The sequence below is a fragment of the Delftia sp. NA_296.1 genome, assembly GCF_052692095.1.
This window is the reverse complement of the sequence record NZ_JBQZGF010000001.1, coordinates 279,908-305,258: the sequence shown is the minus strand read 5'-3', so window position 1 is coordinate 305,258 and position 25,351 is coordinate 279,908. Positions and strand designations below refer to the sequence as shown.

The window sequence follows — 25,351 nt, the reverse complement described above, 5'->3', positions numbered from 1 at the left end:
TGCGGCACACTGGCTGACCTGCGTCCTCATCGAATGACCAAGCGAAAGACCAAGCCATGCAACTGCTGATCGTGGGCGCCACGGGGCTGGTGGGCAGCCAGGTGCTGCACCAGGCCCTGGCCGACAGCCGCATCACCCGCGTCGTGGCCCCGGTACGCCGGGCGCTGCCGGCGCATCCCAGGCTGCTCGCCCCCATCGTCGATTTCGAGCACCTGCCCGAAGACGCCGACTGGTGGCGGGCCGACGCCCTGGTCTGCACCCTGGGAACCACCATCAAGACAGCCGGCAGCCAGCCGGCGTTTCGGCGTGTGGACCATGACTATCCGCTGCTGGCCGCACAGCTGGCGCGGCGCCATGGCACAGCCACCTATGTGCTGAACTCGGCCATGGGCGCCGACGCCGGCTCGCGCATCTTCTACAACCGCGTCAAGGGTGAGCTCGAGCGTGACCTGCAGGCGCAAGGCTTTGCCTCCCTCACCTTCGTGCGCCCCGGCCTGATCAGCGGCCCGCGCACCGAGCACCGCGCGGGTGAGCGCTTCATGGTCGGCGTTCTTGGCGCCCTGGGCCCGCTGCTGCCCCGGCGCTGGCGGCTCAACCCCGCGCACCGCATTGCCCAGGCCTTGATAGAGGCTGCTGTCAACGCCAGGCCCGGCGTCCATATCGTGGGTTCCGAGGCGCTGGCCGAATGAACCCGGCGCCTGCACGCGCAAAAACAGAACCCTTCAGGAACCCCTGCATGAACCCGCATATCGCCCCGGTCGATCTCGCCAAGTCCTACCGGCTGATCAACCACGGCCCCACCGTCCTGGTCTCTGCCCGCCATGGCGGCGTGGACAACGTCATGGCCGCAGCCTGGTGCTGCGCGCTGGACTTTGCGCCCCCGAAGCTCACCGTGGTGCTGGACAAGGCCACGGCCACGCGCGCCCTGGTCGAGCAAAGCGGCATGTTCGTGATCCAGGTGCCTACGGCCGCCCAGTTGCAGCTCACGCACCAGGTTGGCACGCGCACCCTTTCCACCGATGCCGGCAAGCTCGCCAGCAGCGGCGCGCAGCTGTTCGGCATGGAAGGGTTCGACCTGCCCTTCGTGGACGGCTGCGCCGGCTGGCTGGCCTGCAGGCTGATCCCCGAGCCCCACAACCAGCAGGCCTACGACCTGTTCATCGGCGAGATCGTGGGCGCCTGGTCCGACACCCGCGTGTTCAGCGACGGCCACTGGCACTTCGAGGACGCCGACCCCGCGCTGCGCAGCCTGCACTACGTGGCGGGTGGGCAGTTTTATGCGATTGGGCAGGCGTTGAACGTGCAGGACGGATCGCCCTGAAACTCGCCAATGACGGCATGGCTGTATGCACAATCCAGCCATGCTCTCGGCCACCGCCTCTTCCCTTGCCTCTTCGCGCGCAGTCCCCACGCGCGAAACCTATTCCGAACTGCAGCAGGCCTACGAGCACTTCAACCAGCGCCTGTTCGACGATGCCCTGCCCCACTGCCTGATCACGCTGCAGCGCGAAAAGCGCACCTGCGGTTACTTCTCTGCGGCGCGCTTTGCGTCGCTGGATGGCAGCACCACGGACGAGATTGCGCTCAACCCCGCCTATTTCGCGGCCGTGCCCATCATCGAGACGCTGCAGACCCTGGTGCATGAGATGACGCACCTGTGGCAGCACCACTTCGGCAAGCCGGGCCGCGCGCGGTATCACAACGAGGAATGGGCGGACAAGCTGGAATCGCTGGGCCTCATGCCCTCGTCCACGGGCCGGCCCGGCGGCCGGCGCACGGGCGACATGATGGCCGACTACGCCATTGCGGGCGGCCCCTTCCTCGCGGCCTGCGAGCAGTTGCTGACCACGCGCTTCCAACTGAGCTGGTACGACCGCTTCCCGGCCATCGAGCATGTGGTCACGGGCCAGTGGAGCATGGCCACGCAGATCCAGGGCATGCAGGGCACCCAGCCGCCCATGTCCTCCGTGCCCGCCCTGGCCGAAGCCGTGCGGCCCGTGGGCACCTCGGTGGCGGTGCCGGGCTCCACCACCGGCGAGACCATGGTGCAGCCCGTGAACAAGTCCCTGCGCGTCAAGTACCGCTGCGGCGGCTGCGCCGCGCCCGTCAATGTCTGGGGCAAGCCGGGGCTGAACCTGATCTGCGGCGATTGCGGCAAAGGCTTCACAGCCCAGGATTGATCAGGGGGCAGGAGTCTTGCGCGGCAGCTCCAGCACCGCCTCCAGCCCGCCCCCCTCCCGGTTGCCCAGCACAATGCGCCCGCCATGCGCCTTGGCAACGGCATCGGCAATGGACAGGCCCAGGCCAAACCCGCCAGAGCCCGCGTTGCGCGAGGCCTCCATGCGGTAGAACGGCTCCAGCACCTGGGCCAGTTGCTCCTGGGCAATGCCCGGCCCCCGGTCCAGCACGTCGATGCGCAGCAGATCGTCGCTGTCGCTGATGCGCAGTTCGGCGTCGCGGCCATAGCGCAGCGCGTTCTCCAGCAGGTTCTGCAGGCAGCGGCGCAGGCTGTGGGGATAGCAATCGAGCGGGCGCAGGGCGCGGCCCGTGATGGGAATGTGCACTCCATGCGCCTCGCCCAGATCCTGGGCCACGCCCTGCACCAGGGCGTTGATGTCCAGCGCCTGGCGCTCGCCGCGCGCGTCGGCGCCGGTGAGCATGTCCAGCGTGGCGGTGACCATGGCTTCCATCTCCTGCAGATCGCGGCGGAATTTGTCGCGCAGGGCTTCGGGCTCCAGCATCTCCGAGCGCAGGCGCAGCCGCGTGATGGGCGTGCGCAGGTCGTGCGAGACGGCTGCAAAGAAACGCGTGCGCTCGGCCACGCCATCGGCAATGCGCTGCTGCATGGCATTGAAGGCCTGGGCCGCCTGGCGCACCTCGCGCGGGCCGTCCAGCGGCAGGGGCGGGCTTTTGAGGTCCTTGCCCAGCGCGTCGGCGGCGCTGGCCATGCGGGCCAGCGGGCGCATGGCCAGGCGCACGGCCAGCAGTGCCACCACAACCACCACGATGATGCGCAGCAGATAGATGCGCAGCACGTAGTCGGCCAGCGCCCAGTAGGGCCTGACGGGGTAGCCGGCTTCGCCCTCCACGGCCTGTACCTGCAGCCACTGGCCGTTGCCCAGGCCCAGCAGCATGCGCACATGGGCCTCTGGCTCATGGGCGGTGAGCAGGGTTTCCGCGCCGCCGTGCAGCTCCAGCGCCAGCAGGTGGAACGGCACGGCCGCGCCCACGCGCCGCGCCAGCACATCGGCCAGCAGATCGGCCAGCAGATCGCCGGCCATGGCGTCGGCCGCATCGGCGGGAGCGGACGCCAGGTCCTCCATCAGGCGACGTGCGCGGGCCGCATCGATCAGGGTCAGCTGGTAGCCCTGCGTGCTCAGCGTGCCCACGGCGGCGGCCCGCGCCTCGGGCGGCAGGGAGGACAGCAGCAGCAGCGAATCGGCGGCGCGCGCGCCCAGCAGGCGCAGCGGCACCTCCAGCAGCTGGCTGCGCCGGCTTTCCCACCAGATGGTGCCCGTCAGCGCCTGGGCCGCCAGCATGCCGGCCACCAGGATCAGGGCCACGCGCCCGGACAGCGTCTGCGGCCACAGGCGCCGCAGCAGCGCGCCGGCCTGCACCCAAGCCATCACGATGCCTGCGGCACCACGTCGCAGGTCAGCACGTAGCCGGCGTTGCGCACGGTGCGGATCAGGCTGGCCTGGCGCGCAGGGTCTTCCAGGTGCTGGCGCAGTCGGCTCACGCAGACGTCGATGGCGCGGTCCTGGGCCTGGCGCTCGCGGCCGAACACATGGTCGGCCAGGTAGTCGCGGCTCAGCGTGCGGTGCGGGTTGCTGGCCAGGGCGCAGAGCACGCGGTAGTCGGACTGGGCCAGCGGCACCAGCACGGCCTGGGGCGAGCGCAGCTCGCGCGCGCGCATGTCCAGCGTCCAGCCGGCAAAGCGCAGCACGGGCAGGTGCTCCGGCTCGCTGGCCGGCGCCGGTGCCTGGGCCACGCGGCGCAGCACCACCTTGATGCGCGCCAGCAGCTCGCGCGGATCGAAGGGCTTGGGCAGGTAGTCGTCGGCCCCCATCTCCAGGCCCAGGATGCGGTCCAGCAAGGCGCCGCGCGCCGTGAGCATGACCACGGGGATGTGGGTGCGTTCGCGCAGGCTGCGGCACAGGGCCAGGCCGTCCGTGCCGGGCAGCATCAGGTCCAGCACGATGAGGTCGGCCGCATGCCGGCCCAGCCAGTCCCACATGGCCTGGCCGTCACCCACGGCGGCCGGGCGCATGCCCGAGGCGCGCAGATAGTCGCACAGCAGCTCGCGGATGTCGGGGTCGTCGTCCACCACCAGGATGCGCGGACCCTGGGCGGCCGGGGATGCAGCGGCTGGTGCGCTCATGGATTGCATTGGCGCATGGCGTTTTGTAATGGAATGTTGTGGCGGCGGCCTGTGCAATGGAGCATTGCATTTGCCCGGCGGCCGCTGGCCTGTCTGCGCTGTCGCGTCACTAGAGTCCTGCTCGTCAATAAGAACGATTTTCATTCTAGTGATTCGTCGCCATGTCTTCTCAGCACTCCAGCAGTTTCCCTCCGGCCCTGTCCACCAGCCTTGCGCTGACGCTGGGCGCCTTCTCCACCCTGGCCGTCGCCCAGACTGCGGCCGCTCCGGCATCGCCCCTGGGCACGGTCGAGGTCCGCTCCACGCGTGAGTCGCCGGCCTACCAGCCTGCCGCCGTGCAGTCGCCCAAGCTCACCCAGCCGCTGCGCGACACGCCGCAAAGCATCAGCGTGGTGCCGGCCGAGCTGATCCGCGAGCAAAACGCCCAGAGCCTGCAGGAGGTGCTGCAGAACGTGCCCGGCATCACCTTCACCTCGGGCGAGGGCAATCTGGGCTGGGGTGACTTCTTCACCATCCGCGGCTTCTCGGCCGAGCAGGCCATCACCATCGACGGCGTGCGCGACGGCGGCATGGCCAGCCGCACCGACACCTTCAACCTGGAGCAGGCCGAGGTCTACAAGGGCACAGGCTCGGTGGAGTCGGGCGTGTCCGCCGTGGGCGGCAGCGTCAACCTGGTCAGCAAGGAAGCCAGGCGCGACACGTTCTACAACAGCTCGGTGGGCGTGGGCAGCGATGGCTACCGCCGCGCCACGGCCGACCTGAACCGCAGCGTGGGCGAGACCGGCGCCGTGCGCCTGAACCTCATGAAGCATCAGAACGACGTGGCCGGCCGCAACGGGGTGGACTACGACCGCTACGGCGTGGCAGCCTCGTTCGCCCACGGCCTGGGCACTTCCACGCGCACCGTGGTCAACGTCTTCCACCAGGTGGACGACAACACGCCCGATGGCGGCCTGCCCATTCAGCGCGGCACGGGTGGCCAGGTGATGCCGGGCGTGCCGCGCAATGCCTGGTACGGCGCCTCCAACCTCTACACCCAGCAGTCGCGCACGGATATGGTGACGGCTCGCGTGGAGCATGACCTCTCGCCCACGACCACGGTGCGCAACCAGTTCCGCTACGAGCGCTCGGACAACTGGAGCGTGCTGGCGCCCGCGCGCTTCAACAGCGGCAGCAGCAAGAACTCGCTGGGCTATGTGGGCCTGGGCGGGCTGGTGACGGCGCCGGGCGGCATCCTGTCCTATGGCGACTACGGCCTGGTGGACACGGCGGGCGCCAATGCCTCGCTGCGCCTGGCCTCGGTGCCAGTGTCCAAGCGCTACACCATCGCCAACAACCAGACCGATGTGCGCACCAGTTTCGAGACGGCAGGTTTCAAGCACGACCTCACGGCAGGGCTGGAGCTGTACCGCGAGACCTATGGCGACCGCGAGCGCAGCATGGACCTGCCCACCGGGACGCTGGGCTTCGACATGGCCAACCCGGCCACCATCTTCCCGGGCACGCCCACGGTGGTGGGCGCGGGCAGCGCGCGCGCCACGGTGCAGAACGCGGGCGTGTATGTGAACGACACCATCACCTTCTCGCCGCGCTGGCAGGCCCAGACGGCGCTGCGCTACGACCGCTGGCAGGCGAACAACGGCGGCGCCAGCCGCACGGACGGCGCGCTCAGCGGCCGCCTGGGCCTGGTCTACAAGCCGGCCAGCGAGGGCTCCATCTATGTCTCCTACAGCCGTGCGGCCCAGCCCTCGGCCATGGGCGTGACCACCAACAACGGCGTCTACGGCACGGCCGCGCAGCTGGCCTATGCGCCGTCCCTGTCGCGCACCTGGGAGGCAGGCAGCAAGTGGGACGTGCTGGGCGGGCGCCTGTCGCTGACCGGCGCCGTGTTCCGCACCGAGCTGAGTGAATCGTGGGAGTACAGCCCCGACAGCATCTCGCCCGTGCGCGCCCTGCCCTCCAAGCGGGTGCAGGGTTTCGAGCTGGGCGCCCAGGGCGAGATCACGTCGCGCTGGTCGGTGTACGCCGGCCTGTCCCACTTGAAGAGCCGCCTCACCAAGGGCGCGAACGAAGGTGCCGAGGCCAGGAACGTGCCCGACTGGAGCGGCAGCGTCTGGACCTCCTTCCTGGTCACGCCCGCCGTCACCCTGAGCTGGGGCGCGCAGTACGTGGGCGAGCGCCGCTATACGGACAACGTCATGGTGGGCGGCCAGAACAATACGTCCAGCACGGTCAACGGCCCCAACGGCGTGCACCCCATCTATGTGGCCGACCACGAAAAAGCGCCCAGCTACTTCGTGCAGAACCTGGCGCTGAGCTGGCGCATCAACCGCCAGCTCACGGCCCGCTTCAACATCAACAACCTCACCAACCGCTTCTACTGGAGCCGCATTGGCGCCTCGCTGGACGGCTTCCAGCTGTATGGCGTGCCGGGCGCGGGCCGCACCTACACGGCGGGCCTGGACCTGTCCTTCTGAGCCCGGGCCACACCATGACATCCACCAAACGTCTCCCTACACGCCGCGCCGTGCTGGCCCTGGCCGCAGCCTGCGCCGCCGCCCTGCTGTCCGCCTCCGCGCTTGCGGCCTCGCCTGCCGGCACCGCTGCCAATGCACCGGCCACCACCGTGGTCGACATCGTCGGCCGCACGGTCGAAATTCCCGCCAAGGTGGAGCGCATCCTGCTGGGCGAGGGCCGCTTCCTCTACGCCCTGGCCCTGATCGAGGGTGACCAGCCGCTGGCCCGCATCGCCGGGTGGCAGGGCGAGCTGCCCTTCGCCGACCCCAACGGCTATGCCGACTACCGGCGCCGCTTCCCGGCCATAGACCGCATCCCGGTCATCGGCCGCACCTCGGAAGACAGCGTCAGCGCCGAGCAATCGGTCTCCACCCGGCCCGACATCGCCATCTTCGGCCTGGGCGGACATGGGCCGGGGCGCCAGAGCGGCCTGGTCAACGATCTCAAGAAGGCCGGCGTGCCCGTGGTCTTCATCGACTTTCGCGCCCAGCCCGTGCGCAACACCCTGGCCAGCATGCGCATCCTGGGCAAGGCCGTGCACCGCGAGGAACAGGCCGAGGCCTATGCGCGCTTCTACGAGCAGCACCTGCAGCAGGTGCGCCAGCGCGTGGAGGGCATTCCCAGCAGCCAGCGCCCGCGCGTCTTCGCCGAACTGCTGGCCGGCGTCTGGGACGGCTGCTGCCACACCGTCGGCAAGGGCAACATGGGCGAATTCATCGAGGCGGCCGGCGGCATCAACGTCGCGGCCGGCAAGGTGCCCGGCGCCATAGGCGACATGCACCAGGAAGCCCTGATCGCCGCCGACCCCGAGGTCTACATCGCCACCGGCAGCCGCCCGCAGAGCAACCGCCTCATGCTCAAGGCCGGCAGCGGCGTGGCGCCGGCCGACCTCTCGGCCAGCCTGCAGGCGCTGACCGCGCGCCCCGGTTTCGAGGTGCTGGGCGCCGTTCGCCAGGGCCGCGCCCACGGCCTGTGGCACAACTTCTACGACGCACCCACCAACATCCTGGCCATCGAGGCCATGGCCAAGTGGTTCTACCCAGAGCGCTTTGGCGACATTGATCCCCAGGCCACACTGGACGAGATCAACCGCCACTTCCTGCCCGCCCTGCCCATGCACGGCGCCTTCTGGGGCGATGCACCTGCCAAGGCAGCGGCCTCAGCGGCCAGCGGAGCCGCGCGATGAACATGGCCGCCGACCTGCCCGTGGAGCTCGCCAGCACGGCCGCCAGCGCCACGCCGCTGGCCAGGGGCTACCGGCGCCTGACCGCCCTGCGCGTGCTGGTGCTGGCCCTGCTGGCTGCGGCCATCGTGGGCGCGCTGCTGCTGGACTTCACCACCGGCCCCTCCGGGCTGGCGCTGGACCAGTTGATCGCCACCCTGGGCCATGCCGACCAGGCCCCGCCTGCGCTGCGCGTCATCGTCTGGGACATTCGCCTGCCCTACGCCTTGATGGCCGTGGCCGTGGGCCTGTCCCTGGGCCTGGCCGGCGCCGAGATGCAGACCGTGCTGGCCAACCCGCTGGCCAGCCCGTTCACGCTGGGCCTGTCCTCGGCCGCCGCCTTTGGCGCGGCCCTGGCCATCGTGCTGGACTGGAGCCTGCCCGGCGTGCCCACGGCCTGGGCCGTGCCTGCCAACGCCTTCCTGTTCGCCATGGCCTCGGCCCTGCTGCTGGATCTGGTGGCGCGCTGGGGCGGCATGAGCGCATCGGGCGTGGTGCTGTTCGGCATTGCCCTGGTGTTCAGCTTCAACGCCCTGGTCTCGCTGCTGCAGTTCGTGGCCACGGCCGAGGCACTGCAGGGCCTGGTCTTCTGGACCATGGGAAGCCTCTCGCGCGCCACCTGGCCCAAGGTGGCCGGTCTGGCCGCCGCGCTGGCACTGGTGCTGCCGTTCTCGCTGCTCAACGCCTGGCGCCTCACCGCCTTGCGCCTGGGCGAGGACCGTGCCGCCAGCTTTGGCGTGGACGTGCGCCGCCTGCGCCTGGGCGCCCTGCTGCGCATCAGCCTGCTGGCCGCGCTGTCCGTGGCCTTTGTGGGCAGCATCGGCTTCATCGGCCTGGTGGCACCGCACATCGCGCGCCGCATGGTGGGGGATGACCACCGGCTCTACCTGCCCGCCGCCGCCCTGGTCGGCGCGCTGGTGCTGTCGCTGGCCTCGGTGGCCTCCAAGACGCTGATCCCGGGCGTGATCATCCCGGTGGGCATCGTCACCTCGCTGGTGGGCATTCCCTTCTTCCTGGCCATCGTGCTGCGCACGCGGGGGCGGACATGAGCACCAACCTGAACACCTCCCTGAATACCCCGCACTTCGCACCCACCTATCTGCCACCTCTCACGCAAGATGGTCTGCAGATCGAGGGTCTCAGCGTCGCCTACGGGCGCCGGCGCGTCATCGAATCGCTGGGCATCGCCCCGCTGCGCGCCGGCACGCTCACCGTGGTGCTGGGCCCCAACGGCAGCGGAAAGTCCACCCTGCTGCGTGCCCTGGCCGGCCTGGTGCGCGCCCAGGGCAGCATCACGCTGGAAGGCCAGGAACTGCAGCACGCCAGCCTGGCCGAGCGCGCGCGCCGCATCGTCTACCTGCCCCAGGCCCTTCCGGCCGCCGTGCACCTGCGCGTCATCGAATCACTGCTGGCCGCGCGCAAGGCTTCGCCACACACCACGCGCCCGCTGCAGGCCGGCTCCCCGGATGCGGTCACCCAGGCCGCCGCCCTGCTTGAGCACCTGGGCATCGCCCACCTGGCCATGCGCCACCTGGATGAGCTGTCTGGCGGCCAGTCCCAGCTTGCAGGCCTGGCCCAGGCCCTGATCCGCGAGCCGCGCGTGCTGCTGCTGGACGAACCCCTGTCCGCCCTGGACCTCAACCACCAGTTCCACGTCATGCAGCTGGTGCGCGAGCAAACGCGCCGCCACGGCATGACCACCCTGGTCGTGTTGCACGACCTGGGCGCAGCCCTGCGCCACGCCGACCGCGTCATCGTGCTCAAGCAAGGCCAACTGCTGGCCGACGGCCCGCCCGCCCAGGCCATCACCCCCGCCCTGCTGGCCCACGTCTACGGCGTGCAGGCCCGGGTGGAGCCCTGCTCCCAGGGTCTGCCCCAGGTCATCGTGGACGGGCTGACGCCTGCGGCCTGAGCCCGGTCCCCGATTCCAGATCCATCCGCTTTTTTGGAGATTCCGAATGCATACCCGCATCACCGCCGCCGCTGCCTTGCTGGCCGCCTTCTGCCTGAACGCCCAGGCCCAGCATGCCCACCCCACGCCCGCGTCCAGCGTGGCCCATCCCGCCTGCGAAACCACCATTGAAGGCCAGCCCGGCAAACGCTTCAGCCTGGCGGAAATCCGCGTCAGCGCGCGCTGCGAGAACTTCACTGTCCACCTGGTCCACACCGGCAGGAAGCCCTGGCAGGAAGCCGGCCACAACTGGGTGCTGGCCCGCAGCGCCGACATCGACGCCGTGATCGCCGACGGCCTGCGCGCCGGCCCCGACCGGGCCTGGGTGGACCACGCCGACGCACGCGTCATCGCCGCCACCCAAATGCTGTCGGGCGGCGAGCATGCCTCGGTCACCTTCCCCGTGGCGCGCCTGCAAAAGGGCGAGAGCTATACCTACTTCTGCTCGTATCCCTCGCATGCGCTGCCCATGCGGGGAAGGCTGGTACTGGAGGATTGAGGCAGCGTCACCACGCGGCAAAGGCCCAAAGGGCCTGCGCGTTCAATGCAGCAGCGTGGCCACCAGGGTCACCTCGGGCACGCCTGCCAGCGCCTTGGACAGCGGGCACTGGGACTTGGCCTCCTGGGCGATTTTCTGGAACTGCGCATCGTCGATGCCGGGCACCTTGGCCTGCAGCGTGAGCGCGATGCGGTCGATCTTGAAGCCCTCGCCATCCTTGGCAAGCCGGACCTTGGCCGTGGTGTCCAGCATCTCGGTGGCGATGCCCGCCTTCTCGCAGGCAAAGGCAAAGGCCATCGTGAAACACGCCGCATGCGCGGCGCCCACGATCTCCTCGGGATTCGTTCCCTTGCGGTCATCCCCGAAGCGGCTGCCGAACCCGTAGGGATGGTCCTTGAGCGCGCCGGTCTCCGTGCTGATGCGGCCCTGGCCGGTCTTGCCTGCACCTTCCCAATGGACGGAAGCGGTTTTCTCGGACATGTGTTTCTCCTGTGCGTTGGTTGGACAAGCCGCCATCACAGCACAGGCGCCACGGGGCAAGGCGTGGTCCCGGGGCGCGCCAGCCCCTGCGCACACGTCCTACAGCAAAAAAGACGGATACCGCAGCATTCAGCATATTCCGGCCCACATACCGGGGAGAGCGTGCGAGCCAATGCAACTGCCGCTGCAAAAAATGCCACTTGCCTGCTTCCTTTGCATGTTCAACAATGCAGCCTCAAATTGGGGGCGAGGAACTCAAAGAATGAAATATTCGTATATTGCGATATCTCTGTCTCTGCTTTATATCTATCTATTCAACCGACTGACATCCGTCCTTTCAGAAGAAGAAAAGAAAAAACTCCTGACCCAAGGGGTGAGCAAATACATCTTGATGGCTTGCGCCGCACCCATGTTAGCCATACCGTTTTTCAACGATCAGACTGTCAAATTCGCATTGCTTGCCTTTGTGCTGATCTCTTCAGCATTGCTTGAACCCATCAATCATAGAAAACTGCTGGCATCAGGACTGCCTGCAAGCTTCCTGAGAAAAAAGCGTCTCCTGGGGTTCATCGCCATGCCTGCCACCATCTTCTTTCTGCTGGAATATTGGCCTTGAAGATGCAGCTGCCCGGCAAGCAATCGGCCCCACCTGCCCCTATTGCCGGAACTCGCCCTTGGGCTTGACCATCTGCCGCAGATTCCTCAGTTTTCTGGGCGCACGCTCGGTCCACAGGATCTCCGCGCCGTCCGCCAGCTCCTCGTAGATAGGCAGCACCTCGGTGATGCCCAGCAGCTCCCACTGGACAGGCTCTCCATCCGGCCCACCCTTGTAGGGCACGGCATTCTCCAGGGCAAGCGCCATCCCTTTCTCATAGGCCTCGTCCAAGGTGCCGGCACGGACCAGCACCGTGTTCTCCCAAGACAGGAAGCGGGCCTGTTCGTCGTCCCTCTTCTCATCGTTCAGTTCCACGAAGCGAAGCAGGTAGGAAACCACGTACCAGCCTACCGGGGAAATATTCTTTTCGTGCTTCATGAGACATTTTCCCCATGGCTCGGCATCGGGAGCGCCGGCTCAGCGTCCGGATCTTGCCTGGACGCCGCGGCAGCGCGCAGGCCAATGCAATTGCCGTCCAGATCCTCCAACTCCGCCACAAACCCGAACGCGCCCACCGCCGTTTCCGGATAGCGAACTGCTCCCCCCGCTGCCACGGCCCTTCTCAACGTGTCCTGGATATCGGGCACATCGAAATAGACGCGGGCGCCCGACTTTCCCGGCACATAGCTGTCGCCTTGGGCCAGTGCGCCGCTGGAGCCGGGCGCGCCTTCCGCATACGGGAAAAAGGCCATCTCGTTGCCATCCACGCTGTCACGCTCCAGCGCATGCCCGAAGACGGCGCGGTAGAACGCCATGGCCTTTTCCAGCTCATGGACGGGAATTTCGAAGTAGGAGGAGATATTCATGCCGGCCATCATGCACGCGGCTAGCCGCAGGAAGAACGCCTTGCGGGCAGGCCTACTTCAAGGTCGCCAGTTGGGCGATTCTTTGCATGGCTTTGTGAATCTCGGGCGCGAGGTCCGAGATATCTTCACTGTCTGCACCAAGGACGATGGCGACGCACCCTTTCTCGGCGGACGCCATCCAATGCAGATAGAACAGACTTTCCTTCAGATCGGCAGAGTCCATCACATCAGACATCAACCCCTGGAAATCCAGGATGACCTGCATGCGGTCCTCCCCGTCCTTTGCCAGATTGCAAAGCTGCAGGAACCAGGGAGCCTCACGCAGTTGCTCGAAGAATGCGCGCACTTCCGGTTGGTATGCCCCCTGCTGTCCATTGACCAGAAGTTCTCGCCCTGGCGCAAACGTATCGCGGTAGCCAAGCAGCGTCTGCAGTTCATCGGCACGGATATCGAAATCCAGCGCGGCCAGCTTCTTGCGGGGTCCTTTCAGCCAGCGCAGCTTCGCCTCATGCGCATGGGTCGCAAGAATCTGCGGCAGCTTTGCCACCTCTCGCTCATACATCTGGATATCCTGGACCAGCAGATGGCGCTCACCCAGCATGGCAGTCCGTGCCTCTTCGCATGCCCGGATGATCCAGTAGGCCTGCTCCTTTTCCCTGGCATTGAAGCTCGTGGAACTCCCGGCAATGAACCAGAGCTTCTCCGCCATGCTCCGTGCCACCACGGCCCAATAGCGGTGATCGGTCAGTTTCTGCTGAGAAGGAGACTCGTCATGGATGTACTCATTCCATGGACCACTGGGCACAGCTCCGATGGCGGCGGCGACCGATGATTTTTCCCGGATGCCCAACCACCCGTAGCCGTGGGCCTTGCCGCCCTCGAAAACACAGAGCGCATAGTCCTTGCTGCTTTCTTCAGATTCAAAACGGACAAAGCTCCCATCGCGCACAAAAGGAGCCAGCGCCTCCAACTGTTGAGAGACCCGCTCGGTGATCTTGTCCACATCGATCTCGTCAATCACCAGCAGGGTCTTCTGGCTCTTGCCATACCAGCCGATCGCGGCCAACGCGGCATCCAACGGCATGTCTTCCGTGATCCAGCCTTTTTCCTGCAGAAGCGCGGTGAGTACCTTGCCGTGCTTCTTGGCGATCTTGATGTTGATTTCAGTCTGGCGAAAAGCGATGCCCATTCAACTGTTTCCTCTGGATATTTACGGTGGCCCTTGATACAGCCTCAGGCATGCACGACACGCTTGCCGGCGCATGCATTCAAGACAGGAATGCGGCTTGCCGCGCAGCGAATATAGCCGCCAGCGCTCCCGCGGAACTGGACGCTTTGTCCAGTCACCGATGGGTGGGTGCATCGTCACCTGTCCCGCTTCTACGTCAATCCAGCGATCACTGCCATATCAGTGGGACGTATTCATCACCCCACAAACACCTGCCGCGTATCCGTTCGCCCCACGATCACCGCCGCCAACACCGCCGCCCCGGCCGCAACCCCAAAATTCGCCAGATAGGCCGCCTGGGCCGAAGTCTCCAGCAAGGCCGCGAACAGCGATCCGCCAATGGCCAGGGTGGCCGCCACGGCAATGGCCTCGCACAGCTGCAGGGCCGAGCTGTTGGCGCCCTGCTCGCCAGGCGCGGACATGGATAGCGTGAGCACCGACAGGCTTGCCGAGAGCAGGCCCATGCCCAGCCCCGACACGATCCAGCCCACCACCGCCACCCACACGGGCACGGCCGGCCAGGCCACCGATGCCGTCAGCAGCACGCCCGCCAGCACCGCGCTGGTGCCCACGCGCAGGAAGCGGTGACGGCTCCAGCCGTTGCGGCTGTGTCCCTGGTACCAGGAGGCGGAACACCAACCCAGCGCACCCGCGCTCAGCACCAGCCCCGCCATGGGCGCTGACAGCCCGTGCTCCCGCGCCAGCACCAGCGGCAGAAACGCCTCGGCCCCGAAGAACGCTGCAAACACCAGCCCGCGCAAGGCGATCACGCTGGGCAGCCCGCGCCCGGCGCGCAGCGTGCCGGCCGGCAAGAGCTTCCAGGTGCAGACCAGCGACAAGGCCGCGGCCACCGCCACCGCCCCCAAGGCGGCCGCCGATTGCCTCTGCCCGCCCACATACAGAAGGCAGATGCCCGTGGCCGCGCCCAGGGCCCACAGCCCGCGCCGCACACCGCCCTGCATGCCCTGGCCATGGCCGCCCAGGCCTTGGAGCGCCGGGCGCAGCATCGCCCCGGCCGGCAAGGCCAGCAGGGGCACGCCCAGGAACACCCAGCGCCAGCCCAGGTGCTCCACCACCAGGCCGCTCAACGCCGGCCCCACCAGCGCGGGCACCACCCAGGCCGTGGCAAACGCCGCAAAAATGCGCCGCCGCAGTGCCTCGGGATACCGCCGGCCCACCAGCACGTACAGCGCCACCGACATGCCACCGGCCCCCAGCCCCTGAACCAGCCGCCCCGCCAGAAACACCGGCATGGAAGGCGCAAAGCCCGCCAGCAGCAGCCCCGCCACAAAACACGCCATGCCAGACCACAGCGGCGCCGCCGGCCCGCGCGCGTCGCACCAGCCGCCGGCCACCGTCATGCCCACCACGCTGGTGGCCAGGGTCACGCCAAAGGCAACCGCATACAGCGGCACCCCATCGAGCGCGCGGGCCACCGCTGGCATGGCGGTGGCCACGGCCAGGGCCTCAAAGGCAATCAAGGTCACCAGCGAGACGATGCCGATCGTCGTCAGGCGGTAGGGGGAGGACAGGATGGACCAGCTCTCGGTGGTCGTCGGCCGGACCTGATCGTCCAGCGTGAGGGAATCTTGATGGGGCATGGATGCTTCTTGGTTGCAGGGGTCTGCGCCGGCCATGGCGCAGTGCCATGGCGACGAGAAGCCTGGAGCATGCAACCTCAAGTGCGGTTGAGATCAAGGGGGTCCTGCCCCCAAGTACCTCTTACCGCTCGATCACACGCCAATACTGGCCAGAGGAGCGGCTGGTGGCCGGCAGCATGACGGCAATCCCATTGTCATTGGCCGTGTCCAGCACGACGGCATCCGACAGGAAGCGGTTGTAGAGATGGAACTGGCCCGGCAGGTCACTGGGGGCACAGCGCCATTGCTGGCCGCTGAAGCGTGGGGAGTCTCCCGCTGACGCCGTCATCTTCAGTTCAAGATGCGATTTCCCGGCCACACTGGTGACATCGAGCGCCATGGTGCCCGGTCCGAACGCCGCATTCTGGACAAGCCAGTAGCCCTTGCCGGTGCGCATGAACCTCCATCTGTCGGCGCCCACAATCATGGCCGGGACGGAGATCTGAAATGGCGCGACGTTGAACAGCCCCGGAGGCGACACAAGCCCCGTGCCCTGCAGCAGCGCTACCGCATTGCGCCTTTCGCTCCAATACAGGTTTTGCAGCCCGACCCATTGGCGGTCCTTGAGCATGGGGCATTGGTCGTACAGGTAGTCGCCCGTCTCGTAGCGCCGAAAATCCGCATCGCTGAGCCGCTGGGCCGAGAGTGCATGCGCCTCGGCGGAGATCCGCGCCAGTTCCCGCATGGCGGCCGTCATGGCGATCAAGGGCGCGGATGAACCACGCACCGGCCTCACCGGCAAGATGCGGCGAGCATTTGCAAGGTCGGAGGCCACGGCCCGCCAGCGCAATGCCAGGGTGCTGTATTCCGTTGCCATCGCCTGCGGCGCGGGCCCAAGGCGGACCACCGCGTTTGCCGGTGGCGGCTGCCTGGCATGGTGCGCGGCGGCCACGCGAAGCAGCGAGGCATGACTTTCCAGCTGCGCCACGACGGGTGCAGCCGCCGCAATGGCCGCATCCATCTCCGTCTCGACGGCTGCGACACCCGCATTCCACCGGGCCTCATCCAGCGGCGCGTCGGGGGCCAGCGAAACGGCATCCAGCTGGTCGCACAGCTGCTGCAAACGCCCCACGGCCTGCCCCAGCTTTTGCACCGTGTCGGCCAGCCCGTCGATACGGGCACGCAGCGTGCCCCAAGCGGCCGATGCCGCCTTCAGCGAAGGGAACGACTGCATGTTCTCCAGGCTCCTTACCAGCGTCATGCGGCCGCTGGCATCGTCCAGATCAAGCCCGGTCAGGAACGAGAACTCGGCGATATCGGTCCATACCTGCCTTGCGACTGGCTCACGCGCGGGCTCGGCTTCGACGCGGCAGCTTGATGCCAGGGCGCCACCGCAGCACAGCGCCGTGGCAGCGGCGGGCAGCCACAGAAGCCGGGTCATTTGGCTGCAGTGCCGGCCATCAACAGGCGCAGGGCCCGAGGCGCTGCCGGCATCTGTCGGGGCTCCAGCACTTCGATCAGCCACGTCGTGAACGGCGTCGGGCAGACGTCTCCCAGATGCTGCGAGAACTCGATCTGGTCGCCGGCGTACGTGAAGTTGATCTTCAGGGGCGAGCAGAAAAGCCTCTCGTCCCCGTTGCCCGTGCTGTCGTGAAAGTCGCTGCCGGTCACCATGTCGATATTGATGCGCTGGGCCGAGGCATCGGCAAACTCCAGCCAGGCCTGCACCGACGAAAGGCGGATGCGGCGGTAGCTGGCCAGTGCCGGATGGCTGGTGGCAATGGACAGGCTGATGGGCTGCCCATGCGCCAGCTGCTGCAGCAGCGCGGCGTCACTGACCCGCAATTCCCGCCGCAGATCCCCTTGGGTCCTCGCATTGGCCGCCTGCGCGCTGGCGTGGTCTGCCAGCAGGGTGGCGTGTGCATCTGCCATGGCGGCGGCCGTGCCCGGCATCGACAGACGGTGGCCGGGCTGCTTGCCTGTCTCGTAGGCCTGTGCGGCGCGGACCCCGAAGCAGTCCACGAAGAAGCCGCGGCGCGCACTTTCTGCCCTGAGGGTGATTTCGCCCTGCAACCGCGCGCTGCGCTCCAGCTCTGTCAGCGCCTGCTGCTCCAGCGCCTGCAGGCGCTTGCGCTTGCCGATCACCGCAACGTACTCCAGCTTGAGCGTGGCAAGCTCACGGGCAATGGCATTCTTGGATGCGCTTTGCTCTGCCAGCAGGCGGCCATAGACGGCCACTTTCTGCACCTGTGTCTTGAGGGTGTTGGCGGCGTTGCGCACGGCCGCCTCGGTGCCTTCCGTGGCAAGCACCAGATCCAGCCGGTTGACTGCATCGTTCTCCAGCACCGTCCAGGCGGCCTTGGCTTCATTGGCATCCGGCATGAGCGCAAGTGCACGCATGGTGTCGCCCAGTTCCCGGGAAATCCCCTCGACATCCAGCCCGCCCAGCGGCCCACGGATCACCGGCAGCACCGCATTCAATGCGCCCTTGGCGGGATCCACCAGATTCTTGAGCGTGCTGGAGTTGTGCCTGGCCCATTGCAGCGGAATGGCAAACGACTGGCCCAGGGCCTTCAGCGCCTTGAGCGGGCCGTCTATGCTGCCGCCAAGCGTCTTGGCCTGCCCGTACAAATCCTTCAGGCCGAGCACGCCTTTCTGACCGGTCTCGGTCAACGCCTTCGGGTCGGGCGGCACGCCCACGCACAGGGCGGCCACACTACCCGCGACCGCAATGACGCCAAAGGCGATTTCCAGGCTCATCTTCACGGTGCGCACGATCTGGGCAACGTCGCTCGCCAGCTTCAGCCGCATGGCGGCAAGTTCCGCTTCAAGCTCCTCCTGGCGTACCGTGCGTGCGGCGCGGTCAAGGGCTTCGATCTGCTGAATCAACCGCTGCTCCAGCTCGGTGCAACGTGCCTCCAGCGTCTTGAGGTCCAAGGTATCCCGGTCGGCAAACGCCTGCGCAACGCTGCCCACGGCACCTGCCAGCTCGCCGCTGGCGCGCAGGCTGCGCAGGTGGGCCTCCATGGCCGCCATCACCTCCTGCCGGGCCTTGGCCAGCGACAGGTAGCTGCCGGCGCTCAGATCAGGAATCGGCCTGGCCAGCCCGTCAACGTCCATGACCGGCAGCAGACGCTGCAGCGAACCCGCCGCCTGGATCAACTCGCCAAACCCGGACTCGACCCCTGACCAGCGCGTGATCCAGGCCAGCGCCTCATGGCACAACGCCAGCTCGGCCGCGCTGTGGCCAGGCCTGCCCGCCATGCCGGCGCTCAGGGCAAACAGCGCGGCCAGCACCCTGTGCATCGGCTCGCCATGCTCCAGCAGGCCGGGCGGCACGGGGGTGTGCTTCACCACAGCCCGGTTGTCCTGCCACAGGAAATTGCTGAACCGCGGCCGCGCCACCATGTCCCAGGCCTCCTCCAGCGCATAAGGGGTGTCGCGCGTGGGGCCGCCGTACAGCGTGAACCGACCCTCCACGGCTTCCACGAAAATGCGCACCCTGCTGAGCTCGTTGTCCGCGTCATGCAGCATGCGCAGAACCGTCGTGCCTTCGGAAACAATGCGGCGGGCAACCACCGTCAGCCGCCGCACCGAACCGTCAAGCCGCCTGTCGAACCCCTCGGGCACCACCACGGTATCGGCATGGATGTCCAGCGCCTGCAGGCCAGCCGCGTCGGCCTCGTCCAGCAACACCTTCAGGTCCACCACCAGATCGGCCACGATGCCGAAGGGATTGAAACTGCCGTCCGGCGCCCGGCCACCGCTGCAGACCAGCGGCCCTGGCGGCACCAGGCCCTCGGCTCTGTAGCGATCGATCAGGGTTCGCAATTCAATGGGAGTCATCGCGGCAGTGAGCGCGGGAGTCATTGCTGAAGTCATGGCGGGTGGTTCCAGGTAAGGCACTGCACCTGTGCAGCGATTGGACAAAGGCCGGAGCAGACCGCTCAGGCTGCCTTCTTGCTGGCAAGTTCCACCAGTTGATCCACGCTCTGCGCCTTCTTCGGCGTGCCGCCAAAACGGCGGAAATGGTCTGCCTGTCCGGCGACACGCGCCCAGCCCATCTTGGCCGTGCCCAGCACCACCGTCAGGCTGAACCAGTTTTCCCCTTGCAGGGACTTGCGGCCGGTGGTGCTCAAGACCTTGTGTATGTTGCCCAGATCGGCAGAAATCGCGCGCCATGCCTCGCCCAGCGTCTTGAGCTTGGGACCCAGGTCTTCAATGCTCTTGCTGATGCTGTCAAAGCGATCATTGCTTCGGTTGTAGTAGCCGATGAATCGCTCGTTCGTAGCCATCGTGGCCTGGATGGTTCTCACCTCATCCACCTTCTCGGCAATCTTCCTTCGCGTGACCGCAAGGTCCGCACCCACGCCGATATCCACCCCCGCCAGAATCAGCGGCCCGAAAAGCGGAATCGCCAGATAGGCCGGAGACGTGGACAGCACGATGACTTCATCCTTTTCCTTGCGGCGCAGGGCCTTCAAGTCGTTCTCCAGCTTCTCCACGGCGGCCTTCAGCTTCTGGTTGGCAGCACCCTCGGCGCCCAGAGTGGTCGTGAACTTCTGCTTTTGTCCATTGAATGCGGTCTTGCAGGCATTCAGGCGCATCAGTATTCCGTTGCTGTTGTCAAGAATGGAGTTCTGCAGCGCGAAGGCACGCACCGAACGCGCATTGGCGTCTTCAATCAACTGCTCCAGCGCGCTGCTGAAATTGCGCTTGATCTGCTCCGAACGCCCGCTGGGCGTATCGCTTTCCCAAACCTTGACCAGTGCCTTCCATTTCGCTTCCACCACCGGCTCCGCCGATGGGGTGGGCGCCCCCTCCAGATCGAAACGGTCCACCAGCTCGATCAGCCGTTCATAGGTGGTTGCCGCCACATCGTTGTACTGAACGATATCGTCGGCAAGGGTCAGCATCTTGTCCTGCACATCGGCCTTGAACTTCTGGCCGACACCCTTGAGCGTGACGAACAGCTCCACCGCTTCGGAAAACTCCGGCCTGAAATCATCCTGCTTCTGCATGCCCAGCATGGCGCGCATCAGCTCCGTGGTGGTCGGGTTGTCGGTGACTGCAGACTCAAAGAACGTCGTCAGCCCGATCCAGTCCTCTGAACTGAGAACGGAGATTCCCTTGTAGATATCGGCAGACGGGGTAAAGGCATTCGTTGAATTTGCAGAGTCGGACATGGCGAAGGCTCCTGATGGTGAAAGGCCGGATTCGGCCTCGAATCGGTGTGCAAACAAGCGGCGGCGTTGAAGAAATGACCGCACCGCAGTCGTCGCCCGCCCTCCTTTTGCGCTCCAGTCGACCGGATGCTAGGTAGCCACCATGGCCCTGTATGTCCCCCAAACAAGTGACACAAATTCATACAGCACTGGGAATAAGGACAGCGCCGGATTGCCATCTCACACCCCCGAGGAGCCTGTCCCCTGCGCGACTCACGGCAATGAGCACGGTCACGCCATTGCCTCAAACGGCAAACCTCCGCAATTGCATAGGCCAGGCTTGCATTGCCCGCTACTCAATCAATAGCAAATAGCAAGAATTGACTGACATTTCATAAAAAATCGCCATTGTCAATTTCTATGTATTTCACCGCACCCATTGACTCAGGAATGCATTCAGCCCTCAAATATCGCAAAATGTTTTGCAATTTGAAGCAATGGAGGGGCAGGAGTGGCAAGAAAAAGCAAGTCCAGCACGGCGGAAGACCATGGATCTGATCGCCATGCTCCCCTGGTGGGCCGGCATTGCATTGGCAATTGCCTGCTACATGGTGTTGCACTCCATTGCCATCCGCCCCCTGCCTGCAGCACAAAGCCCGCAGCAAATCGGCCAATTGGCCACCACGACCATATGGCAGGGCCTTGCTACCGGTGGTCAGTACATCCTGCCCATTATCGGCCTGGCAGGCGCGGCCATTTCCGCCGTGCGCAAGCGCCGCCGCAGCCAGTTGTTCGAAACCACTTCGGCCAGCTCCAGCGCGGATGCGCTGCAGAACATGTCATGGCGGGAATTCGAAACACTGATGTGTGAGGGATTTCGGCGGCGCGGCTACAGCGTCAAGGAAACCGGTGGCGGCGGGCCCGATGGTGGCGTGGACCTGGTCCTCTCGAAGGATGGCGAAAAGACACTGGTGCAATGCAAGCAGTGGAAGGCCTTCAAGGTGGGCGTTTCCACAGTGCGCGAGCTTTATGGCGTCATGGCGGCCGATGGTGCCGCTGCGGGCTTTGTGGTGACTTCTGGCCTGGTCACTCAGGAAGCTGTGGCGTTTGCTGCAGGGAGGAATATCCACCTCATGTACGGCGCCGCGCTCATGAAATTGCTCAAGGAGGCAAAGGCCCAGACAGGAGCGGCTTCAACCATCAAGGCCCGGACTTCTGCCCCTTTGGCGAGCTCCGTGCATGTATCCGGGCCCATCAAGACGGAACCCGCTTTTGACACAGTGCGACCGGCCGCTTCCCCAATACCCGGCTGTCCTCAATGCGGGAAAGCAATGGTTCAGCGGGTTGCCAAGCGAGGGCCTGCGGCTGGGAAGGCGTTTTGGGGGTGTTCGGCGTTTGGTGCGGGGTGTCGGGGGACTCGGGAGATGGTTGGGAATGGAGTTTATTTTGGAGATGGCCTGCTTTCGACCCTGAGCTGCCGTCCAGCTAGAAGCTCCAAAGGCGTCATTCAGCCATGATGGCCAGAAAATCTCCAATTTCCATCTGCCCCATGTCGCGTGGATGCCGCAAACCGTGCCATTTCACGAACATGCGCACCCATTGCATATAGGCCTGCTCGGTGAGCAGGCCATACTGTTTGTAACGAATTTGCTCACGGACCTGGTCTCAGCAACCGTGTTGCGCGCAATACAGGAGAGGAGGCTTGTCTCATGGTTGAATTTAGTACTGTGCTTCCATACATAATGTGCACCGTCAAGCTAGGCTATAAGCCCATTCCCGCGTTTTTTCGTGCCAATTTAGACCGCAAACGCCAGAGATGGCCGGCGGCTTGGTGCGGTCTAGATTACGTTAGCGCCTTACCACACAAAGGAGGAACACAATGCGCACACTGACCGGGTTCTTGTTCTTTATCGCGGCAATTTCTATGCAGACAGGTTGTAGTACCTTTACTCCACCTGCCCAGATGGAGCAGATCAAAGAAAATGGTACGTACTGGCTCAATTACAGTTCAGACAGACGAGGAGCCATAGTACGAACAGCGAATGAGGCTACAGATTCTGGCTCAATCAAGGTATGTGCGGAGCCAGCGCCCGATACAAGCAACAACTTTGAGCTTCAGGGTACTTTGAAAAAGGATGCCGTTGGTGAAGCATCAGCACAGGCAGGACAAAGCGTCATTATTCTCCCAGGGCGCAGTTCCAACGTCCTTAGCCTCCGGGAATCTCTCTATCGCTTGTGCGAATTATCCATCAATCGACCTGACATCCCTGCATCAGATTTAATGACCGCTTTCAACAAAGTTATTATTGCAATAACTCAATATGCGGAAGCGGATGCAGCGAAATCAGCCGCAACTACGGAAGCTGTCATCAAGTCAATAACGTCGCATTCTCCCAACAGTAATGCATTTGTGACTGCAAAAGACACAGAGCGTAGTGGATTCGAGAACATCGCAAATGGAAATTTCTCGGCCGCATTGACTGATTTTTCAAACGTAGAAGACCTGTACCCAGGCTACCACAATGCCTTTGAGATTCGAAATGCTCTGAAAGCTGCTCTTGCCGACGGCAAGGTCGATGAGACGGAAAAGCAGGCTCTCTTGCGCAACATTGTTAGCAAGTGGTCTTGGGGAGCTCCAAGCGATTTGCTTATCAAAATCAAGTCGCAGATCAAGTGACCACCGGCTCTAACATGGCGCTCAAGCCGATCATCCTTCGGCGGTCGGCTTAGCTTTTTCGTTAGGCCTAATTACTATGACACTTGAAGAATTTAAAGCCACAAAATGACAGATCCTGCATTCTCTTCGCCGGTTTCAAGCCATTTTTGTTTCTAGCGCTTTACCAGCAAGCACCACCAACTATCGTTGTGGTAGCACTGGTTTGCTTCCGGCCTTCGGGTATAATTCAGCAGTCAAGCGGACTTGCCTAAAGCAAGCCGCTTACTTTGGCCGTTGAACCTCACAGAAGCCGATGGACGCGCTGGTGTCGTTACTAATTCCAGCGGACAGCCTTCGGCTGCCGCTGAATTCAAACGTTGAGCGTCTGTTTTCATCTGGGGCCATTGGCCGCTCCTGGCCGAGAGCAGTCCTCAATAGCCCAGCTCTCCACATGCTCCCAACCCTGCTAGCAACCGCAAAAGCACCCAGAAAGGCCACGCATTACATGCGTGGCCGTCCAGGGCAGCACCCAGTCAATCCAGCACCCGCACCACCCCGCGCTCCCTCACTCCCCCCATCACCCCCTCAAGCGCCTCCTCCTGCGCCTGAATAAACGCAAGCAATTGCCCAGGAGTCACCGGCTCCAAAGCATGCCCCGGATAAGAACCAATAATCAAACTGGAAATCAGCCCCAACTGATCCTGCACGCGCCGCAGGCTGTTGTACTCGGGCTCGGAAAGTTGAAAGTACAGCATGGCAACTCCTCAATGAGCGCACTTGGCAGCTGAAACAAAGGAATGCCCATGCGCTAGAAGCACGGGGCCATGCAAAGGACTGGGAGAGGGTTCGGGCATTGATACGCCCGCAAGGAAAGCAGCCATGAGGCCTCCTGTGAGTACGTCCAACTGCTTTCGGGAGTGTGGCGGGACCGCCTGTGAAGGTGTGTTCAGCACCTGGGCGAGATGATACAGCGCCCTGGCGCAGCGCCCGCATCCTGACTGTTGACCGCCCGCCGCCGCTCAGCCCGGCAAGGCGCCGCGCTCAAAGACCCCAGCGCCCTCGGAACACAAGGAAGGCCCCCGCGCAAACGCATAGCCAGACGCCCACCACCAGGGCGACTCCGGCACGGCTTCAGGGTTTGCGGCCCTGGGCCTGCATCCAGGCCTCGGCCTGCTGGCGGCTGTCGGCCAGCACGGCAGGGGGAAGCAGCCGCACGGTGAGCCAGATCAGCGCGGGCAGCAGCAGCACGTCATCCACATAGCCCAGCACGGGGATGAAGTCGGGGATCAGGTCGATGGGGCTCAGGGCGTAGGCGACCACGAAGGCGCCCAGGGTCTTAGGGCCTGTTCACACTAATCTGGGGATCGCGTTGCCCGGCTGCGGGGTCGTATGCAAGGCGCACGTGCGCAGCAAGGCCCGTGCCTTGCAAGCGCGTGCAACGCCGCAGACGGCCCCGCAGCCGGGCAACCCGAAGGGAAGCTGCCTGCCAGCCCGCCACTCGGCGTTGCGCTCCTTGTGCGTGTGGGCACACGCACGGCGTCGCGCGCCTTGATTGGCGGGCTGGCAGGCAGCTTCGCGACCCCACATTAGTGTGAGCAGGCCCTACCGTACCAGGGCGTCTGGGGGCTCTTGCAGGCAAACCACAGGGTGACGCCATCGCGCTTGATGCGTCGTGCCCAGGCCTTCAATTTTTCACCGGCTGTCATGGATGTACGAGGTTGTGAACGGGCTGGATGATGGCGGCCGGCTGTTGCCCTTGGGGCTGCGCCGCCAGGCCCGCGCAGCACTCGATGATATGAAACGCCAGCCCGCTGCGCGCGGTGTCCTTGTACCGGGTCTTCATGACCGCATCACCACGGTGCCGTGCCTGTGGCCGCAAAGGCCCCCAGCACGGCGGTGTCGGATGGCCTGCGTCCACTGGGGCAAATGGCTGTATTGACTGGCAAAGCCTTGTCACCGCCCTGTTCCTCATTCCAAGTTCATATCGACTGCACTCAAGGCGTGCATCTCATATATGCATCTAGGAATAATCTGAAAATAATCAGCCACAAGCCTTTCTGCTTGACTTCCAGATACCCAAGAAATCAAATAGCCGGACTCCCACAACGGAATTCCCAGGCCATTGATTGACATCGGCCTTGGGAATGATTGCGAACGCGCAATTCCCACTCCCATACCTTGATCGGACCTGATTTCTCACAGGACCGAGGG

Annotated in this window: 23 protein-coding genes and 2 pseudogenes; 12 read left to right on the top strand and 13 right to left on the bottom strand. The window is 65.0% G+C overall.

The window, feature by feature from the left end:
- Nucleotides 1-56: 56 nt before the first annotated feature.
- From ACUTR7_RS01580 to ACUTR7_RS01570, 3 genes are read left to right on the top strand one after another with little or no spacing between them, the layout of a single operon-like run.
- On the top strand, nucleotides 57-689 hold the full coding sequence (locus ACUTR7_RS01580; protein ID WP_333906611.1) for an NAD-dependent dehydratase: 633 nt from the start codon (nucleotides 57-59) through the stop codon (nucleotides 687-689).
- 47 nt (nucleotides 690-736) lie between these two features.
- Nucleotides 737-1,321 (top strand): flavin reductase family protein, encoded by a 585-nt coding sequence (locus ACUTR7_RS01575; protein WP_141831888.1) that lies wholly within the window; start codon nucleotides 737-739, stop codon nucleotides 1,319-1,321.
- A gap of 25 nt (nucleotides 1,322-1,346) precedes the next feature.
- The gene (locus ACUTR7_RS01570; protein ID WP_445607935.1) at nucleotides 1,347-2,180 is read left to right on the top strand and encodes a SprT-like domain-containing protein; all 834 of its coding nucleotides are present in this window, start codon (nucleotides 1,347-1,349) and stop codon (nucleotides 2,178-2,180) included.
- Here ACUTR7_RS01570 and ACUTR7_RS01565 read toward each other — a convergent pair whose 3' ends face one another.
- Nucleotides 2,181-3,626 carry an ATP-binding protein gene (locus ACUTR7_RS01565; RefSeq protein ID WP_445607934.1) on the bottom strand — a complete coding sequence of 482 codons (1,446 nt, stop codon included), beginning with the start codon at nucleotides 3,624-3,626 and terminating at the stop codon, nucleotides 2,181-2,183. It abuts the gene before it with no gap.
- A complete protein-coding gene (locus ACUTR7_RS01560) occupies nucleotides 3,626-4,390 on the bottom strand; it encodes a response regulator (protein ID WP_013802320.1) in 765 nt (254 codons plus the stop codon). Before ACUTR7_RS01560 ends, ACUTR7_RS01565 begins: the two co-directional genes overlap by 1 nt.
- Before the next feature lie 152 nt (nucleotides 4,391-4,542).
- On the opposite strand from ACUTR7_RS01560, the gene ACUTR7_RS01555 reads away from it, so the two are divergent.
- The 5 genes from ACUTR7_RS01555 to azu are packed head-to-tail and all read left to right on the top strand — an operon-like array spanning nucleotide 4,543 to nucleotide 10,570.
- Nucleotides 4,543-6,858, top strand: a complete 2,316-nt coding sequence (locus tag ACUTR7_RS01555; protein WP_445607933.1) for a TonB-dependent receptor — start codon at nucleotides 4,543-4,545, stop codon at nucleotides 6,856-6,858.
- Between the two features lie 14 nt (nucleotides 6,859-6,872).
- A complete protein-coding gene (locus ACUTR7_RS01550; protein ID WP_445607932.1) occupies nucleotides 6,873-8,084 on the top strand; it encodes an ABC transporter substrate-binding protein in 1,212 nt (403 codons plus the stop codon).
- Nucleotides 8,081-9,169, top strand: a complete 1,089-nt coding sequence (locus ACUTR7_RS01545; protein WP_445607931.1) for a FecCD family ABC transporter permease — start codon at nucleotides 8,081-8,083, stop codon at nucleotides 9,167-9,169. The genes ACUTR7_RS01550 and ACUTR7_RS01545 overlap by 4 nt, the downstream gene beginning before the upstream one ends.
- Nucleotides 9,166-10,032, top strand: coding sequence for an ABC transporter ATP-binding protein (locus ACUTR7_RS01540; protein ID WP_445607930.1), 867 nt, complete (start codon nucleotides 9,166-9,168; stop codon nucleotides 10,030-10,032). Before ACUTR7_RS01545 ends, ACUTR7_RS01540 begins: the two co-directional genes overlap by 4 nt.
- A gap of 46 nt (nucleotides 10,033-10,078) precedes the next feature.
- Nucleotides 10,079-10,570, top strand: coding sequence for an azurin (gene azu, locus ACUTR7_RS01535; protein ID WP_428144839.1), 492 nt, complete (start codon nucleotides 10,079-10,081; stop codon nucleotides 10,568-10,570).
- A gap of 42 nt (nucleotides 10,571-10,612) precedes the next feature.
- Here azu and ACUTR7_RS01530 read toward each other — a convergent pair whose 3' ends face one another.
- A complete protein-coding gene (locus ACUTR7_RS01530) occupies nucleotides 10,613-11,050 on the bottom strand; it encodes an OsmC family protein (RefSeq protein ID WP_016447025.1) in 438 nt (145 codons plus the stop codon).
- Between the two features lie 172 nt (nucleotides 11,051-11,222).
- On the opposite strand from ACUTR7_RS01530, the gene ACUTR7_RS01525 reads away from it, so the two are divergent.
- Nucleotides 11,223-11,666, top strand: coding sequence for a hypothetical protein (locus ACUTR7_RS01525; RefSeq protein ID WP_445607929.1), 444 nt, complete (start codon nucleotides 11,223-11,225; stop codon nucleotides 11,664-11,666).
- Between the two features lie 39 nt (nucleotides 11,667-11,705).
- Here the strand turns inward: ACUTR7_RS01525 and ACUTR7_RS01520 are convergent, their stop codons facing one another.
- The 7 genes from ACUTR7_RS01520 to ACUTR7_RS01490 all read right to left on the bottom strand — a co-directional run bounded on the left by ACUTR7_RS01520 (nucleotide 11,706) and on the right by ACUTR7_RS01490 (nucleotide 20,505).
- The gene (locus tag ACUTR7_RS01520; protein WP_047327293.1) at nucleotides 11,706-12,083 is read right to left on the bottom strand and encodes a DUF4288 domain-containing protein; all 378 of its coding nucleotides are present in this window, start codon (nucleotides 12,081-12,083) and stop codon (nucleotides 11,706-11,708) included.
- Nucleotides 12,080-12,511 (bottom strand): VOC family protein, encoded by a 432-nt coding sequence (locus ACUTR7_RS01515; protein ID WP_278536858.1) that lies wholly within the window; start codon nucleotides 12,509-12,511, stop codon nucleotides 12,080-12,082. Before ACUTR7_RS01515 ends, ACUTR7_RS01520 begins: the two co-directional genes overlap by 4 nt.
- Nucleotides 12,512-12,563: 52 nt before the next feature.
- A complete protein-coding gene (locus tag ACUTR7_RS01510; protein WP_445607928.1) occupies nucleotides 12,564-13,700 on the bottom strand; it encodes a hypothetical protein in 1,137 nt (378 codons plus the stop codon).
- Nucleotides 13,701-13,936: 236 nt separating this feature from the next.
- A complete protein-coding gene (locus tag ACUTR7_RS01505; protein ID WP_445607927.1) occupies nucleotides 13,937-15,340 on the bottom strand; it encodes an MFS transporter in 1,404 nt (467 codons plus the stop codon).
- Nucleotides 15,341-15,461: 121 nt separating this feature from the next.
- Nucleotides 15,462-16,760: a hypothetical protein gene (locus tag ACUTR7_RS01500; RefSeq protein WP_445607926.1), complete on the bottom strand. Its 1,299-nt coding sequence runs from the start codon at nucleotides 16,758-16,760 to the stop codon at nucleotides 15,462-15,464.
- The gene (locus ACUTR7_RS01495; protein WP_445607925.1) at nucleotides 16,757-19,201 is read right to left on the bottom strand and encodes a hypothetical protein; all 2,445 of its coding nucleotides are present in this window, start codon (nucleotides 19,199-19,201) and stop codon (nucleotides 16,757-16,759) included. The genes ACUTR7_RS01500 and ACUTR7_RS01495 overlap by 4 nt, the downstream gene beginning before the upstream one ends.
- 65 nt (nucleotides 19,202-19,266) lie before the next feature.
- Nucleotides 19,267-20,505 (bottom strand): alpha-xenorhabdolysin family binary toxin subunit A, encoded by a 1,239-nt coding sequence (locus ACUTR7_RS01490; RefSeq protein ID WP_445607924.1) that lies wholly within the window; start codon nucleotides 20,503-20,505, stop codon nucleotides 19,267-19,269.
- A gap of 490 nt (nucleotides 20,506-20,995) precedes the next feature.
- On the opposite strand from ACUTR7_RS01490, the pseudogene ACUTR7_RS01485 reads away from it, so the two are divergent.
- Nucleotides 20,996-21,917, top strand: a pseudogene (locus ACUTR7_RS01485) (restriction endonuclease); the annotation flags it as partial.
- A gap of 70 nt (nucleotides 21,918-21,987) precedes the next feature.
- Here the strand turns inward: ACUTR7_RS01485 and ACUTR7_RS01480 are convergent.
- Nucleotides 21,988-22,089, bottom strand: coding sequence for a phage integrase N-terminal SAM-like domain-containing protein (locus tag ACUTR7_RS01480; protein WP_445607923.1), 102 nt, complete (start codon nucleotides 22,087-22,089; stop codon nucleotides 21,988-21,990).
- A 274-nt stretch (nucleotides 22,090-22,363) separates the two neighbouring features.
- On the opposite strand from ACUTR7_RS01480, the gene ACUTR7_RS01475 reads away from it, so the two are divergent.
- Together ACUTR7_RS01475 and ACUTR7_RS01470 are read left to right on the top strand one after the other, a co-directional pair.
- Complete coding sequence (locus ACUTR7_RS01475; RefSeq protein WP_445607922.1) at nucleotides 22,364-23,161, top strand: hypothetical protein; 798 nt, start codon at nucleotides 22,364-22,366, stop codon at nucleotides 23,159-23,161.
- Nucleotides 23,162-23,363: 202 nt separating this feature from the next.
- Nucleotides 23,364-23,438: a DUF1010 domain-containing protein gene (locus ACUTR7_RS01470; protein WP_445608232.1), complete on the top strand. Its 75-nt coding sequence runs from the start codon at nucleotides 23,364-23,366 to the stop codon at nucleotides 23,436-23,438.
- A 235-nt stretch (nucleotides 23,439-23,673) separates the two neighbouring features.
- Here ACUTR7_RS01470 and ACUTR7_RS01465 read toward each other — a convergent pair whose 3' ends face one another.
- Both ACUTR7_RS01465 and ACUTR7_RS01460 read right to left on the bottom strand, forming a co-directional pair.
- Complete coding sequence (locus ACUTR7_RS01465; protein ID WP_445607921.1) at nucleotides 23,674-23,895, bottom strand: hypothetical protein; 222 nt, start codon at nucleotides 23,893-23,895, stop codon at nucleotides 23,674-23,676.
- Nucleotides 23,896-24,181: 286 nt separating this feature from the next.
- Nucleotides 24,182-24,478, bottom strand: a pseudogene (locus ACUTR7_RS01460) (YkvA family protein); the annotation flags it as partial.
- Between the last annotated feature and the right edge of the window lie 873 nt (nucleotides 24,479-25,351).